Below are 15,072 nucleotides of genomic sequence, written 5' to 3'. Positions count from 1 at the left end.
TAGGTTGTAACTCGTTATGTCGTTATTTTCTAACCATGGCAATAACAGCGTTATTGCCAACCATAGTGATAGCTCTTCCCTGCCAACCACGTCATCGTGGCGGCAGCGAGGTGTTAGTAATAGTGGCTTTAATAAGCATAAACAGCGCCGCGCCGCATTACCACCATGGTTAATTAACACCGGTAGCCTCATTATAATGGGGCTTTTGGTGTTGCTGAGTCTATCTATTGGGGTGGCAGACTTTTCATGGTCTGGTATGTTCCATAGTCTTATTAATCATAGCGCTAACTCAGACAGCTCACTGATGTTGGTCAGCCGTTTGCCTCGTACTATTGCTATCATTTTGACCGGTATTGCGATGGCGGTTGCCGGCATGATTATTCAAGTGGTGCTCAAAAACCGTTTCGTTGAACCGTCAATGGTTGGTGCGACGCAGAGCGCGGCACTTGGGTTATTAGTAGTTAGTCTCTTGTTTCCTGCCAGCGCGCTCATTATCAAAATGAGCGTAGCAACTATCGCTGCGGTGTTCGGCATGATGCTATTTATGCTGCTCATTCACCGTATTCCGCCGACTGACTTTTTAATGATTCCACTGATCGGTATTGTCTTTGGCGGTATTATTACTGCAATTACCACTTTTATTGCGTATCAAACTGAGACGTTACAGATGCTCAGCGTTTGGCAATTCGGTGACTTTTCAGCGGTATTAGCTGGTCGTTACGAGCTGCTCTGGTTAACTGGTGGTCTGTGTGTCATCGCTTATATTATCGCTGATAAGCTCACTATCATTGGCTTAGGCGATAATATCGCACTCAATTTAGGTATTAGTAAACGCCATGTAACGTGGATTGGGGTTGGGATGGTCGCAATGATGAGTGCGGTGGTAGTAGTCACGGTTGGGGTCATTCCTTTTATTGGTCTAATTGTCCCTAATATTGTCAGTCGCATCATGGGTGATAAGCTCAGACGTAGCTTGCCAGCCGTTGCCTTACTTGGCGCTTCGGCAGTTTTACTCTGCGATATTATTGGTCGCTCTATTAGATATCCGTTCGAAGTGCCTGTTGCTACTGTGTTTGGCGTAGTCGGTACGGTGGTATTTTTATGGCTATTATTACGTGCCCCTGCTGAATCCTAAACGTTCTAAACCATTTATGTTTTCATTATTTTATTTGCCATTCTCTTTTATAAGATTAGCGTATGCTTTTACATTCTGCCCCTACAACAACAGATATAGATACTGATATTGAGTCACCTGAACATGCAAAGTTATCAGGATTTTGGGCGCAGCGGTGGGCACGACTTTGGGCAATAGTCACTCAACACCCAAAATCTATCGCTACCCTCATTTTACTTATTTCAGCTATTTTATTTTTGACCGTTAATGTTCATGGACATTGGGACTTTGCGCTACCATTACGTGGTAAAAAACTACTAGCGCTAATGGTGGTTGGCTATGCGATTGGAGTTTCAACCTTACTGTTTCAAACCTTAACCCATAATCCTATCTTGACCCCGTCTTTACTTGGTTTTGACTCGCTGTATGTATTATTACAAAGCTTATTGGTATTTTTCTTAGGCTCAATTAGCTATACCAGTATTAATCCAATAGCAAAGTTCGGGCTTGAGATTGTATTGATGTTTGGCGCGTCGTTATTGTTGTTTAAACTGCTATTCTCGAAGAGCAGTCAGGACTTAACGCGGCTGATTTTAGTGGGTGTTATTTTTGGCGTACTGTTCCGTAGCTTATCGGCACTAATTGCAAGGCTGATTAATCCCGATGACTTTGTGGTGGTGCAATCAGCCAGTTATGCACAGTTCAATACAGTCAATCCTGATTTACTTAGCATTAGCATCATCATCTGTGCTATTAGCGCGGTATTCATCTGGCGCTGGCGTTATCAATGTGACGTGTTAATGCTCGGTAAAGACCAAGCGATTAACTTAGGCATCAACTATCAGCGCTTGGCCTTTGGGCTATTAACGGTTATTGCTATTTTGGTGGCGACTGCGACGGCATTGGTCGGTCCGGTAACCTTTTTTGGTTTATTAGTCTGCGCCTTGACCAATCGGCTCGCCCGCCATATGTATCACAGTGAACGGCTAATACTAGTCAGCTTAGTAGCGATGATTTGCTTGGTATTAGGTCAAACGGTATTTGAGCAAGTCTTAGGAATGGCTGGAGTATTGTCCGTAGTCATTGAGCTGGCAGGTGGTTTAGTATTCTTAGTATTAATATTTATGACCCATCGCCGCTAGTTATTTACTTATGTGACTTATTAACAGTGCTTTACTTATTAATGCAAAAAAAACCTAACATTTAGTAAAAAACTTATCGCCATATTTAGAATTAAATAAGAACGACTATGATTAAAATAAATAACGTATCGCATCATATCGGTAAGCAGCAAATCTTACATGACATCAGCTTATCACTGCCAAGCTCACAAGTGATTGCCCTTATTGGCCCTAATGGCGCAGGCAAATCTACTTTTTTTTCGGTGATGGCACGTCTGCAACCGTTACAGGCGGGAAAAGTTAGTTTTGCGGAGCACGATATTGTCAGCGGTAATGCGCGTACCCTTGCCACTACCGTCGCCATGCTCAGTCAAGACAACCAAGTACAAGGGCGATTGCGCGTCCATGAGTTACTGATGTTCGGGCGCTACCCGTATCATCAAGGCCGCCCAACTGCCCACGATCAGCAAAAGGTCGATGAGATTATTGAGCGCTTTGAGTTAGAGTTATTAGCCGATCGTTTCTTATCGGCTCTCTCTGGTGGACAGCGGCAGCGAGTACTGATTGCGATGATTGTCTGCCAAGATACACCGTATCTATTACTTGATGAACCACTGAATAATCTCGACATGTATCACTCTGGGCGCTTGATGCGTGAGCTGCGCGAGTTAAGTCATAGCCAGCAAAAAACGGTAGTGATTGTCTTACATGATATCAATCAAGCCGCGCAGTTCGCCGATACCGTAGTGACGATGAAAGACGGTCAAATAATGGCAATTGGCCGTCCGGTTGATGTCATTACTCAAGAAACCATGAAAGATCTGTATAACGTTGACGTTACGGTACTTAATCATCAAGGACGACCGGTGATTGTCGATAGTGTTTAGTTAATAGTTTTTGATTAACAGCTATTAGTTAATAGCGATCAACTAACCGTTGCTGCTCCTTTTTGGATATTTTGTGAGATTTTTAACCGTTGTTGCCGTCCTTTCCACCATAAATAAACGCCTGTGCCAGATAATACTGCTACTGCCAAACCAACCAATGCTAAAAATATTTGATACAGCAAATGACCTGCACCACCACTGATATGCCCCATGTGTAAGGTTGATAGCCATTGATCTGTTTTGCTGCCAAATGACGAGCTTTGATACCCAAAGTTGACGCGCTCGACACTGCCTGATCCTGCATTTACTGTTATAGATGAAGCGCCGCCCTTTTTACCAATATCTTGATTGGTTTTAAAGCGCAGCTGCCATTGGTTGTCCTCTTCTATCCAACGAATACCCAATAATTGCGTGACGCTTAAACCATTTTTTTGCGCGGCTATATTCGCCTGCGCGCTCAAATAGGCAATACTATTAGCTTTATTAACAACATCTTGATTAACAGTATTTTGATGAACAGTATTTTGGCTTGCCACTTTAGCATTCAGTGTGGGCAAATCTGTGGATTTATTTGGCTTTTCTCCCCTTGGCTCAAGCCCCACAATCGCTTGCATAACAGGCTGATAAACTTGCTTTAAATTAAAACCAACACTTGACCATGCAACGACAAATAACATGAGCCAAAGCCATAATCCAAATGCATGATGCAAATCATAATTGAGCTTAAACGTATTGGTTTTGGTACGGACTTTCCAAGCAGGTAGCCAACGCTTCAATAATGAGCTGCGTTTTTTAGTCGCATGCTTATTTTGGTTTTGCTTCGCTTGGTTGTTTTTAGTTTTTCTCGGCAAGGTCAGATAAAAACCGATAAAGCAGTTAAGTGTCCACACCAATGCAACGATACCCAATATCAGCTTACCGATGTCACCAAGCAATAGGTCACGGTGTAGCCAAAATACCTTCCACATGGTATTGCGCCACGCCCACTGCTCTTTATCACGAGTGCCAATAATGTCAGCGCTATAAGGATTGATATAGACTTCTTGGAATAGAGGTTCAGGCTCTACTTTTACATCGCCCTTATATTTATCAACAACAAACACAACGGCGCGGTTAGGCTCGATTGTCACTGGCATCGTCGAAAAACCATATTCTGGATAGCGATTAATTACTTTGTCATGAAGGGACGCGATAGAGAGTTGCGGCGTTTGCAGCTCATCGACATAAGCCAAGCGCTGATTGAAAATATTATCAAGCTCATCATGAAATGCCAGTAGTGTGCCGGTGATACTGGCGATAATTAAAAAACCGGCCATCGCAAGTCCGGTATAACGATGAATCCATAGGCAGGTTTTGCGAAGGCTAAATGAAGTCATTGGTCATAATTCTTTATTAATTTTGGATTTAAAATGGCTATTAAAGACTGTCTTTCGCTGAAGAATACTTTAGTCTTAAAAGTGGTAGGTTTAAAAAACAGTAGATTTTAAAAGTGGTCAATTTAAAAGTAGTTTGACACTAAAAAAGCCAGCTCTCCTTCAAAGACAGCTGGCTTTTTACATACAATCAAATGATCGTCAGATTAGAACTGATACGTTAATGACGCTTTGATATTACGACCTTTCTCAAAGTCAGTAGCAACATCATCAATCGGATTTAGACGAGATGAGTGGCTGGCATAAGCTTCATCAAACAGATTATAAACGCCGACCGTCGCTTTTAATCCATCAACTTGTCTTGGTGAATAGTTCATAAAGATATCATGGACGTTATAGCTTGGTTTTTTAATATCATTTCCAGCAGTATTTGGCATCACTGAAGCGACATAGGTACTGCGCCAGCCAACATCTGTCGTCTCTGTTGGGCTATAAGCCAGATTGACCATATATTTATCGCCTGATTCTGAGCTGCTTCCGGTCACTGATGGAATGCTGTAGCCCGTGTTTTCACCTTTACTGCGTGCGCGCGAATAGCTCAAACCCATACTAAAATCATTCATTTTATAATCAGCAGCGAGCTCGACACCTTTGATCTTATAATCTTCATCTTTATTGATGACACCTTGGCAAGCGCCAACTGGCTGTCCGTTTTCACAGTTTAAGCCCGGTCTTGTACCACCTGATCTCACAAATTCAATATAGTTTTCGATATCGGTTTCAAAGTATTTACCGCTTAGTTTTAGTGCATCACCCACTACCGTTAGGTCACGCAAGGTTGTGACGATACCCACTTCAGCGTTAGAGCCTTCTTCTGCTTTTAAGTCCTTATTAACGTAAGTTTTATCACCACTTGAATTAAAGATGGTTTGGCTTAAATCAGGACCATTAAATAACTGCGTATAGCTGGCAAATATTTGTGTCAATGGTGCAATCTCATAGCTTGCGGCAAGTGCACCGACGACATTATCATAGGTTTTGCCACCAGCGATAAACTCAGGAGATTTGTAGCGGTCATAACGCACACCAGGTGTTAAAGTGAGCTTGCCATTTCTCCACTGATCTTCTAGATAAATAGAGGTGTTTGTTGCCTCATCTGAGCCTTTTTTGACGAAGTCGCGCTCCATCTCGGACTCTTTTTTGTAGTGCTCAACACCAGATATCAGCTTGTGTGTGCCAACATTAGTAGTGATGTTACTGGTGTTTTGGATTTTTACGCCTGTAGTTTGAACTTGTGCGTTAAAATCAAACCCTGGTTTTGTAAGATACTCAGAATCACGCAAAATACGGGTTTTGGTTTGATAGACATTGGCATCTATATCAATCAGTGGATTGCTAGGATTAAAGCTATAGTCAATACCATAAGTATCGCGCTTCACCTGTTGCGGAATTGGTGCCTCAGAGCGACTAGGAAAGTCTGGGCGGAATGGGAAAATACCTGTCTTTTCAGTTCGGCTAAAGTTTGCACCAATACGATGGTCATCTGCGATGTAAGCACCGGCTTTTAATAGGATGCTTTCAGTTTTACTGTCTTCAAACAGCTCACGACCGTTACCATCTTCGCCAGAATTCGCATCGCGCTTGCCATAATAAGCAAGCAAATCGATATTTTCTGTTGGCGCGGCAAACACCGTCGCTGAGGTTAGTAGCTCGTCATTATTACTAGCGTATCCTGCATGAACTTTAGCCCCTATTTTTTGACCCGGTTTTAGCAAATCCACTGCGTCAACGGTTTTAAAAGCAACCGCACCACCGATCGCATCATTTCCTAGCGTGACAGAATTGTTGCCAACCGAAACATCGGCTTGCTTGAGCAAGTCAGGATCAAGGGTCAAATCACCCATATGATAAAAAAGTTTACCTTCTTGACGGGCACCATCGATAGTGACTTTAAGGTTGCTGTCTTCAAGACCACGAATACGAATACGCTGATTGACCGCTGAGGTACCACCTACGGTAACCCCAGGAACGACATTTAAAAAATCGCTCAAATGACTCGCTTGTGCAGCTGGCGTGTAGTCATCTATATAAACGGCATCCTCTTGGACATCGTTTCTCACTGACTTATTAGCCGTCACCGTGATGGTCTGTAAGGTGGTAATAGGCATGTCTTTTACAGTGCTCGTAGTCGCTGCTTGCGAACCTTGTGACCACAGTACCGCTGCCACACCCATGGACAATACGGTCAATCGACTAGAAAACTTTACTTCACGCATAACACACTCACTTTATTTACGATCAAAAATTAGGATTTTGAGAACAGTTTTTAATCATTACTTTTAAAAATTATGTATTCATGGTCTTTGCCAAGACAACCTTTAAAAAAGCTTGGTATTTAAATAACAATCAAGCTAGATATGCGAATAACATTATTAATGTTAATGATAATGATTAGCGTTTAAATAATGACAGGCATAATAACGAAGTATTAACAATTTGGCAATAATTAATATTAGAAATTTTATATCGATAAACTATGTATGCTTTTGACCTCATCTCTATTATCTATGTAAACCTTGAAGGGACTGCGCTCGTAGTGATTTTAGCCACCAACAAGTTGCGCTAATACATTAGCTATATTCAATAAATAAACCTGTTATATAAAAAAGTCATTGCAATAGATGGTCGTTTGCCTATACCCTTAGATAGTTGACTAATTAGTCAGGTTTACAATCATGACTATTAGTGAGATTAAGAAAAAGCTATTAGTCAGATTAAAAAGCAGCTATTTGCTTGTATTTATTAACATAAGGATAAGGACAACTCTTTGGTAGATAGATGAGAAATGTAAATTTTCAGAGAGTTAGCAATTTGTCTCTCTTCTCTTTTTATTCGAAAATTTGCTTCATTGTCTGCACAGAGCTTGGACTAAAACTCACTTCACAAGGAAGTTAAGATGAGTGAAAATACTCAAGGGAATCCCGATTTATTATATGGACTGCATGACCGTCCTGCCCCTGCAAAAGCATTTTTAGGCGCAATACAGCACGTACTTGCCGCTTTCGTCGGTATTATTACCCCATCATTAATCATTGGCGGTGCTTTAGGTTTAGGTGAACACATCCCCTACCTCATCAGCATGTCTTTAATGGTATCTGGGGTGGCAACCTTTATTCAAACGCGTAAGGTTGGTCCGGTAGGGTCCGGCCTTATGGCATTACAAGGCACCAGCTTTGGTTTCTTAGCCGCCGTACTTGCCGCTGGTTTTGTGGTAAAAAACAAAGGCGGTAGTCCAGATGAGATTCTCTCTGTCATCTTTGGGGTCTCATTCCTTGGCGCATTTATTGAGATATTCTTAAGTCAGTTCATCACTAGGCTCAAATCGTTGATGAGCCCTATCGTGACTGGTTGCGTCATTGTGACTATTGGTCTGTCATTGACCAAAACCGGTCTGACCGATTTGGCAGGCGGCGTTGGTGCTGAGAACTTCGGTAGTATGGAAAACCTACTACTGGGCGGCGGTGTGCTGGTAAGTGTGGTACTGATTAGTATCATCGATAACAAAGTCATTCGCTCTAGTGCCATCTTTATCGGTCTGATGCTAGGTTTGATTGCAGCGTTATTTATGGGACGTATTGACTTCTCATTAGTCTCTGAAGCCCCTTTACTGACTATCCCAGTCCCTTTTAAATTTGGTTTTGGCTTTGACTGGCAGGCTTTTATTCCTATCGCCTTTATGTATGTCATCACCAGTATTGAGACCTCAGGTGACTTAACGGCGACTTCGATGATTTCAGGCGAGCCTATTAAAGGTCCGGTATACGAAAAACGTATTAAAGGCGGTGTATTAGGGGATGGTGTCAACTCTTTGATTGCTGCCGTATTTAACACTTTCCCAGTGACGACCTTTAGTCAGAATAACGGCGTGATTCAAATGACCGGTATTGCCAGTCGCTATGTGGGTCTTTATGTCGCTGCTATCATCTTCACGATGGGTCTGTTCCCTGTCCTTGGTGCTATCTTTACCCAACTACCAAAACCGGTCGTTGGCGGCGTCACGCTATTGATGTTTGCGACTGTAGCCACTGCCGGTATTCGCATTTTATCAACGGTTGACTTTACCCATCGTAATATCTTGATTATTGCGACCACGCTAGGTTTAGCAATGGGTATTGCCTTTGTCCCTGATGTATTCGCCCAAACGCCGCAGCTATTCCGTAATATCTTTGGTTCGGCCGTAACCATGGCAGGTGTGGTCGCTATCACTCTTGATATGATTTTACCGAAAAACTATGGGTCTGAATACGATACACCAGAGCAAAATGCTAAAGTTGAAGAACAGATAAACCTTCTGAAAAAAGCCTCTTAAGAAAGCACTGTTATTGATAAGATAAAATAAAGACTCAGCAGAATATTCTGCTGAGTCTTTATTTCCGTCTTAATCACACCAGCCTTAATTACACCAGCCTTAATAAAGCGGCTATGATTAAAGTCGTTTTATATACGTATAGTTATATCAAACGCATTGACCCTGAATTAATGTTATAGGTCTAAACAAAGCTGGCTAAGACTGGCAAAACGGTTATAGACTTAAAGGCGTCTCAAGCTATTAAGCGTTGCTCAAGACAGTAAGAGCCAAACGTCATAGCAGCAATTTATCGCTAAGCTATTGATTATCGCTAAGCTATGACTCTATGAAATACCACTGTTTTATTTAATGCCACAACGTTATTCAATACCACAACCGCGTAAGATAAACGGTACTAAGAAATCAGCTGCACGGGCTTCATCTTGCTCATCGTAGGCATCTTTTTGCATTAAGCCGACGATTTCAGTTTCAAATTCTGCATAGCGTTGGGTCGTTGCCCAAATTAAAATCAATAGCTGAAGCGGATCAGCAATACCAATTCTGCCTTGCTCGTGCCATGTCTTCATCACCTGTGTTTTATCAAGCGCCCAGTCTTTCATAACGCTTGACATAAAATCATGTAAATGCGGTGCGCCGCCGATGACCTCAAGGGCAAACAGCTTATGGCGATTTGGATGCGCAAACGCTTGATGTAACTTGGTACGGACAAACTTTTCGATGACGGTTTTTGGATCACTATCCACTGTCATCGTCACTAGCCCTTCATTCCATTCTTGAATAATAGAACGCAACACAACTTTATAAAGATTTTTCTTATTTTTAAAGTAATAATGAATATTGGCTTTTGGTAGCCCTGCTCGATCGGCGATACCTTGCATCGTGGCACCACGATAACTTTGTAGCACAAACTCTTCTTCGGCGGCTATCAAAATCACCGCTTGGTTTTGTGCACGAATATCCTGCTGATTACGATGAACCGTATTCTCAGAAGAAGTAGATGCATTTGCTTTATGGTTTTGAGTCATGGAATGAGCCGTTAGACATTATGGTGAATAAACGACCATATCCCAGTATATTATTAGGACAGACAGTAAATTGTCGCCCCAATTTCATGAAATATAGTCAATAATAGAAATTATTTTGCATAAAGTAGTTGACCATTTGGTCAGGTTTAAGCAGAATGGTTAATATTAAACCAATTACCACTCAACCGATACCACTTTAGCATGAGTTTTTTACTTCTGATTTATATAATCAAGAGACGTGATGCTTTCGCTGTAAATTCATACTAAGCAAAAATGCTGTATCAAAAAACAAGGATGTTACCGTGAGCTTATCACTATCTCAATTTAATGCCCTCTCGCAAACCGATGCGACCTCGCAACTATTGACCTGTTGTACCAGCACCAGCTGGGCGAATAATTTAGTAGGCGGACGTCCTTTTAAGGATATAGACGCGCTACTTACCTCTAGCGATGCAGCATGGCAACAAGCACAAACCGAAGAAGACAATTTGCTAGAAGCGTTCGATGGTCATCCACAGATTGGCAATGTCGATTCATTAAAAGAAAAATACCGCAATACGCAAGACAGTGCCGCTCATGAGCAATCAGGTGCCAATAACGCTGATGACGCAGTGATTGAAGCGTTGGCGCAAGGTAATCAAGATTATCTCGATAAATTCGGCTTTATCTTTATCGTCTTTGCCACAGGTAAAAGCGCCCAGCAAATGCTGGATTTATTGAAAGCGCGCATGCCAAACGATCGTGATACAGAACTATTGAATGCAGCCACTGAGCAAAATAAAATCACGCGTTTGCGCTTACAAAAACTGCTAAGCGACGCTTAAATCTTGCCCAATTAGACCAACATATATAAAAGGAATTATCATGTCAGGTACTCTTTCATCACATATTTTAGATACCCATCTTGGCAAGCCTGCCGCTGATATCGCTGTGACGCTACATCGCGTGAGCGCCAGCGGCGAGCCGTCATTATTGGCCAATGGTATTACTAACGCTGACGGTCGCGTGACTACCGACGGTTGGGTATTTAATCCAGAAATTGATATTGCCGAGTATCATTTAGATATCGGCCGTTATACGCTAACTTTTGATACCCAAGCGTATTTTGATGCACAGAAACTAACAGTATTTTATCCGCAAGTGGTCATCGATTTTATGATACAAGATAACGGTCACTACCATGTGCCACTACTACTTAGCGCTCACGGCTACGGCACTTATCGCGGATCATAATTTTATAGCTTTATTACTCAAAGCCTTATAAGAATAAGGCTATACGAGCGCTGGAAACTTTAAAGCTCTGACAGTGAGGTCAGAGCTTTAAGACCAAATAAATAATGCTGGTATCGCTACGTTGTATCACAATCTTTTATAATAACGAAGGTGAGCAAAAGTCGTTACGAGTTACCAAGATATAATAATATAAAAGGACATTGACAACATGGGTGCATATCTTCTCGATTGGCTAAGCTTATTCTTCCGCTGGTTTCACGTTATCGCTGGTGTAGCGTGGATTGGCGCATCATTTTACTTCGTATGGCTAGACATGAGTCTTCAGAAGCCACCAGAATGGAAAGCTAAAAAAGGCATTTCAGGCGATCTTTGGGCAGTGCATGGTGGTGGTTTCTACGAGATTGCCAAATACAAGCTTGAACCTGAATCTATGCCAAAAACCTTGCATTGGTTCAAATGGGAAGCCTATACCACATGGCTGACCGGTATGGCGATGCTGATTATCGTTTACTACATCAATGCGACGGCTTACTTGATTGATCCGAGCAAAGTTGATTTTGGTAGCAACGTTGGTGCTATCTCGACCAGCCTACTGTTCTTATTCGGTAGTTACTTTATTTATGAAGTCATTGTACGTAGCAATGTCGGCAAAAATAAACTGGCTTTTAGTGTCACTATTTTTGTACTAATGATTATTGCCACTTGGGGCTCATATCAGCTATTTAGTGATCGCGCGTCCTTTATCCATGTCGGTGCCATTTTAGGTACTATCATGGCAGGTAACGTCTTCTTTGGTATTATGCCGGCTCAGCGTGCACTCGTAGATTGTGTACGTCGTGGCGTGAAACCAGGTCCAGAAGTAGCAGATTTAGCATTGATGGCCAGAAACCGCTCATTGATGAATAACTACTTTACCCTACCGCTCATCTTTATCATGATTAGTAATCACTATCCAATGATGTATTCACATGCGCATGGTTGGTTGGTATTGGTATTCGTCGGTATCATCACGGCAACGGCTCGTCATTATTTCAACGAAAAACACTTGGGTCGCAGCAGACCAAAATTCTTAGTGATTCCTGCGATAGCAACCATATTACTGATTATTTGGATGCGTCCAGCACCTATTGAGCCAGTACCAGTTCCTGTCATACCTGTGGCTTCTGCAGCAGAGACGACTGCACCAGCACCGACAGATACGCCACCTGCTGTAGCCGGAGAGCCAGCTGCCGTAGCACCTGCTACTGCTGCTGCTCCTAGTACAGATACGACTGCTGCAGTGGTACCTGTTGCTGCTTCAGCTGACGACGCTATCATAAAAGTGGTACAAGCAAAATGTAGCGTTTGCCATATGGCACAACCAACACAGGCTGGATTTAATGCGCCGCCAGCGGGTATTATCATCCAAACCCCTGAAGACATGAAGACTCATAAAGCTAAGATTGTGACTGCCGTACAAAGTGGCTATATGCCACTAGGTAATATCACTCAGCTAAGCGATGAAGAACGTCAACAGATAGTCGCTTACGCTTCAGGGTTATAGTAAATACGGTCTCAATGCTTAAAGCAGTGATTATAAAAACGATATTTATAAAAGATGGTTATAAAGAAAATGTTCTCATTATTGGTAACGCTGATGTCCATAAAATTCAGCGTTACCAACATCTAATTTTATCGATATGTATCATTCAATGATTACTGCCCAAGCAACAACGGTATCCCCTGCCCCAGCTTAATCTTATTTCATCCAGCTTTAGTTTATCTAGGATAATGACAATGACAAAAAAAATAACCAGCGACTTTGATCAAGCGAGCTATCCGCGTGATTTGAAAGGCTATGGCGACAATCCACCCAAAGCCAATTGGCCAGGTGGCGCTAAAATAGCCGTACAGTTTGTACTCAATATCGAAGAAGGCGCAGAGAATAGTGTGCTTCACGGTGACGGTCAATCAGAGCGTTTTTTATCAGACGTTTTAGGCACGCCAGAGTTTACCAATCGTCACCAGTCGATTGAATCAGCCTTTGAATACGGTAGCCGTGTCGGCGTTTGGCGCGTATTAGACACCTTTAAAGAATATGGTTTGCCCATTACTACCTTTACTTGTGCTGCCGCTGCTGAAAAAACACCGCATATCGTCGAGCGCATATTAGAAGACGGTCATGAGATTGCAAGCCACGGCCTGCGCTGGATTACCTATCAATATATGTACCGCGAAACTGAACGTGAGCATGTACGCCGCGCCACTGAAATCTTTGAGCGTATGGTCGGCAGTCAGCCTCTTGGCTGGTATACCGGTCGCGATAGCCCAAATACTCGCGAGCTGGTCGCAGAACAAGGCGGCTATATTTATGACTCTGACTCTTATGCTGATGAGCTCCCGTACTGGCTCAACGTTAAAGTAGAAGAAGGTAATAAGATTGCCCGCAAACCGCATTTGGTCATCCCCTACACGCTTGAGACCAATGACATGCGTTTTTCTTCAAGCCCTGGGTTTACCCATGCCGAACCTTTTTATCAGTATTTAAAAGACAGCTTCGATACTCTTTATGAAGAAGGCGCTAAAGAAGGTAAAAACCAACCTAAAATGCTAACCATTGGTTTGCATTGCCGCATTATCGGTCGTGCTGGTCGCATCAAAGCGCTCAAACAATTTTTACAATACATCACCAGCAAACCCGATGTTTGGATCTGTCGCCGCGATGAAATCGCTAAGCACTGGTATGAAAACCATCCAGCTACGGCTGATAACACCGCCAACTGGATGTAGCTATACTGGATGTAGCTATACTGAATATAACAATCATCAGACGTATCATCATATTCACAAGCACATACGTATAGCAACTACGTAAGCGAACGGATGATACGCTCAAGGCAGTTTTTATACCTCAGCTGTTTCATTGCGCCAAAATCATCTCTTGTGTCCTGTGTTTCCCTCGTTTAAATAAGTAAGTGCTAGCGACACTGACACTGGGTTTGATTGTTCGGTACTATAATTATTTGTTATTATAAATAACAAACTGCCTGACTATCATAATCGTGCAGCGCTAGAAAAAGCTCAGGAATGAAAACCACGAATAAAAATATAATACCGCTATCGACCACTGACGGTCTATCACTTAATAAGTTGCTAACATAGCTGAATAAATGATATTGCTAACTAACATAAAGGTGAACTTATGAAAACCACAATAATTGCGCAACCTTTAACCAAAGCTGCTTTTGCGCCTTATGGCTCAGTGATTGAGCCTTATGATGATCAAGAAAAGTGTCCTGAAAACAGTTGGGATATCAATCGCGGCTTTGCCTGTCGCCATGATTCTATCTCAAAAGTTCAAAATGACGGCGGAGAAGTCGGTTTTAGTATTTTTCGTACCAAAAGACGCGATTGTCCGATTACGTTATCAGTGATGGAATACCATCCGTTTGGTAGCCAAGCCTTCTTTTCTATGAATAGCACAGACTATATCGTTGTTGTCGCAAAAGCTGGCGAGCCACCAAAATCAGTTGATGATTTAGAAGTGTTTTATGCCCGTTCGTATCAAGGTGTACAGTACGATGCCAATGTTTGGCATCATCCCCTACTGGCGCTAAAAGCGGATTGTGATTTCTTAGTAGTCGATCGTATCAATGGTGATGGTAATAACTGCCATGAGTTCGAAATTGATGATTGGGAAGTTTGCGTTGATGTCTCTGCTGAGGAAGCTAAGTCAAATAGAGCAAAGGAAAATGCTGTTTAGAAGTTAAATAAATAGTATTTTGATTGTGCTTTAATTTGATGATGCTTTAATTTGACTGTACTCTAATTTTATTGCGCTCTAAAAAGCTCACTGGCAACAGACATAGCAACAATCGATATAAAAGAATATTAAATAAAATTCTCTAGAATAATTATCAAGATTTTTAGAGAAACAACACTCTGTTTTAACGAAGACAACAAGGAAATCC

At 42.1% G+C, this 15,072-nt stretch carries 12 protein-coding genes; 9 read left to right on the top strand and 3 right to left on the bottom strand.

Annotated elements, in window-relative coordinates; all coding sequences use genetic code 11:
• Positions 1–16 precede the first annotated feature (16 nt).
• The 3 genes from WAZ74_RS02165 (at position 17) to WAZ74_RS02155 (ending at position 3,122) form a co-directional block, all read left to right on the top strand.
• Positions 17–1,135, top strand: coding sequence for an ABC transporter permease (locus WAZ74_RS02165; protein ID WP_422305321.1), 1,119 nt, complete (start codon positions 17–19; stop codon positions 1,133–1,135).
• A 62-nt stretch (positions 1,136–1,197) separates the two neighbouring features.
• On the top strand, positions 1,198–2,256 hold the full coding sequence (locus tag WAZ74_RS02160; RefSeq protein ID WP_422305319.1) for an iron chelate uptake ABC transporter family permease subunit: 1,059 nt from the start codon (positions 1,198–1,200) through the stop codon (positions 2,254–2,256).
• Positions 2,257–2,363: 107 nt separating this feature from the next.
• Positions 2,364–3,122: an ABC transporter ATP-binding protein gene (locus WAZ74_RS02155; protein WP_422305317.1), complete on the top strand. Its 759-nt coding sequence runs from the start codon at positions 2,364–2,366 to the stop codon at positions 3,120–3,122.
• A gap of 38 nt (positions 3,123–3,160) precedes the next feature.
• Here WAZ74_RS02155 and WAZ74_RS02150 read toward each other — a convergent pair whose 3' ends face one another.
• Both WAZ74_RS02150 and WAZ74_RS02145 read right to left on the bottom strand, forming a co-directional pair.
• Complete coding sequence (locus tag WAZ74_RS02150; RefSeq protein ID WP_422305315.1) at positions 3,161–4,498, bottom strand: PepSY-associated TM helix domain-containing protein; 1,338 nt, start codon at positions 4,496–4,498, stop codon at positions 3,161–3,163.
• A gap of 203 nt (positions 4,499–4,701) precedes the next feature.
• Positions 4,702–6,771 (bottom strand): TonB-dependent receptor domain-containing protein, encoded by a 2,070-nt coding sequence (locus WAZ74_RS02145; RefSeq protein ID WP_422305313.1) that lies wholly within the window; start codon positions 6,769–6,771, stop codon positions 4,702–4,704.
• A 680-nt stretch (positions 6,772–7,451) separates the two neighbouring features.
• Here WAZ74_RS02145 and WAZ74_RS02140 point away from each other — a divergent pair.
• A complete protein-coding gene (locus tag WAZ74_RS02140; RefSeq protein WP_422305311.1) occupies positions 7,452–8,864 on the top strand; it encodes a uracil-xanthine permease family protein in 1,413 nt (470 codons plus the stop codon).
• A gap of 359 nt (positions 8,865–9,223) precedes the next feature.
• Here WAZ74_RS02140 and WAZ74_RS02135 read toward each other — a convergent pair whose 3' ends face one another.
• Complete coding sequence (locus WAZ74_RS02135) at positions 9,224–9,889, bottom strand: TetR/AcrR family transcriptional regulator (RefSeq protein WP_422305309.1); 666 nt, start codon at positions 9,887–9,889, stop codon at positions 9,224–9,226.
• 302 nt (positions 9,890–10,191) lie between these two features.
• Between WAZ74_RS02135 and uraD the strand changes: the two genes are divergently transcribed.
• From uraD to WAZ74_RS02110, 5 genes are all read left to right on the top strand, one after another.
• Entirely contained in the window at positions 10,192–10,713 is a 522-nt protein-coding gene (uraD, locus tag WAZ74_RS02130; protein WP_422305307.1) for a 2-oxo-4-hydroxy-4-carboxy-5-ureidoimidazoline decarboxylase, read from the top strand.
• A gap of 40 nt (positions 10,714–10,753) precedes the next feature.
• Complete coding sequence (gene uraH / locus WAZ74_RS02125; RefSeq protein WP_422305305.1) at positions 10,754–11,122, top strand: hydroxyisourate hydrolase; 369 nt, start codon at positions 10,754–10,756, stop codon at positions 11,120–11,122.
• Between the two features lie 208 nt (positions 11,123–11,330).
• A complete protein-coding gene (locus tag WAZ74_RS02120) occupies positions 11,331–12,665 on the top strand; it encodes a urate hydroxylase PuuD (RefSeq protein ID WP_422305303.1) in 1,335 nt (444 codons plus the stop codon).
• A gap of 233 nt (positions 12,666–12,898) precedes the next feature.
• Positions 12,899–13,891, top strand: a complete 993-nt coding sequence (gene puuE / locus WAZ74_RS02115; protein ID WP_422305301.1) for an allantoinase PuuE — start codon at positions 12,899–12,901, stop codon at positions 13,889–13,891.
• Between the two features lie 412 nt (positions 13,892–14,303).
• Complete coding sequence (locus tag WAZ74_RS02110; protein ID WP_422305299.1) at positions 14,304–14,864, top strand: ureidoglycolate lyase; 561 nt, start codon at positions 14,304–14,306, stop codon at positions 14,862–14,864.
• Positions 14,865–15,072 lie beyond the last annotated feature (208 nt).

Source organism: Psychrobacter sp. (assembly GCF_049295055.1).
Taxonomy (GTDB): domain Bacteria; phylum Pseudomonadota; class Gammaproteobacteria; order Pseudomonadales; family Moraxellaceae; genus Psychrobacter.
Note: the sequence above shows the minus strand (reverse complement) of the source record. Positions and strands in the feature narration are given on the sequence as shown.

Bases quoted from the DNA above. Each gene is read 5' to 3' on its own strand.
- WAZ74_RS02165 (WP_422305321.1), top strand. From the start codon at position 17: ATGTCGTTATTTTCTAACCATGGCAATAACAGCGTTATTGCCAACCAT.
- WAZ74_RS02160 (WP_422305319.1), top strand. From the start codon at position 1,198: ATGCTTTTACATTCTGCCCCTACAACAACAGATATAGATACTGATATT.
- WAZ74_RS02155 (WP_422305317.1), top strand. From the start codon at position 2,364: ATGATTAAAATAAATAACGTATCGCATCATATCGGTAAGCAGCAAATC.
- WAZ74_RS02150 (WP_422305315.1), bottom strand. From the start codon at position 4,498: ATGACTTCATTTAGCCTTCGCAAAACCTGCCTATGGATTCATCGTTAT.
- WAZ74_RS02145 (WP_422305313.1), bottom strand. From the start codon at position 6,771: ATGCGTGAAGTAAAGTTTTCTAGTCGATTGACCGTATTGTCCATGGGT.
- WAZ74_RS02140 (WP_422305311.1), top strand. From the start codon at position 7,452: ATGAGTGAAAATACTCAAGGGAATCCCGATTTATTATATGGACTGCAT.
- WAZ74_RS02135 (WP_422305309.1), bottom strand. From the start codon at position 9,889: ATGACTCAAAACCATAAAGCAAATGCATCTACTTCTTCTGAGAATACG.
- uraH (WP_422305305.1), top strand. From the start codon at position 10,754: ATGTCAGGTACTCTTTCATCACATATTTTAGATACCCATCTTGGCAAG.
- WAZ74_RS02120 (WP_422305303.1), top strand. From the start codon at position 11,331: ATGGGTGCATATCTTCTCGATTGGCTAAGCTTATTCTTCCGCTGGTTT.
- puuE (WP_422305301.1), top strand. From the start codon at position 12,899: ATGACAAAAAAAATAACCAGCGACTTTGATCAAGCGAGCTATCCGCGT.
- WAZ74_RS02110 (WP_422305299.1), top strand. From the start codon at position 14,304: ATGAAAACCACAATAATTGCGCAACCTTTAACCAAAGCTGCTTTTGCG.